The organism is Streptomyces sp. SID3212 (genome assembly GCF_009865405.1).
Classification (GTDB): Bacteria; Actinomycetota; Actinomycetes; order Streptomycetales; family Streptomycetaceae; genus Streptomyces.
On the sequence record NZ_WWJY01000508.1, the window covers coordinates 1 to 298 of the forward strand.

At 77.2% G+C, this 298-nt stretch carries 1 protein-coding gene; it reads right to left on the reverse strand.

Going from position 1 to position 298, the window contains the following annotated elements; all coding sequences use genetic code 11:
- Positions 1–298, reverse strand: a 298-nt coding sequence (locus GT042_RS15210) for an AMP-binding protein (RefSeq protein ID WP_161309244.1), incomplete at both ends; no start/stop codon positions are given.

The following is a 298-nucleotide window of genomic DNA, read 5'->3' on the forward strand; positions in this document are numbered from 1 at the left end:
CAGGTACAACTCCCCGGTGACGCCCGGCGGTACGGGCCGCAGCCGGCCGTCGAGGACGTAGGCGCGCATGGTGTCGACGGGGCGGCCGACGGGCACGGTCTCGGACGGTGTGCCGGGGTCGGTGTGTCCGGCGGTGCCCGGGCGGCCCGTCCCCGGACGGCCGGAGTCCCGATCGCCGACCCGGTGGGCGGTCGCGTCGACGGTCGCCTCGGTCGGTCCGTACAAGTTGTGCGCCTCGGCCCCCCACCGTTCGGTGATGTCGGCGGCGAGGGCGCGCGGCAGCGGTTCGCCGCCGCAC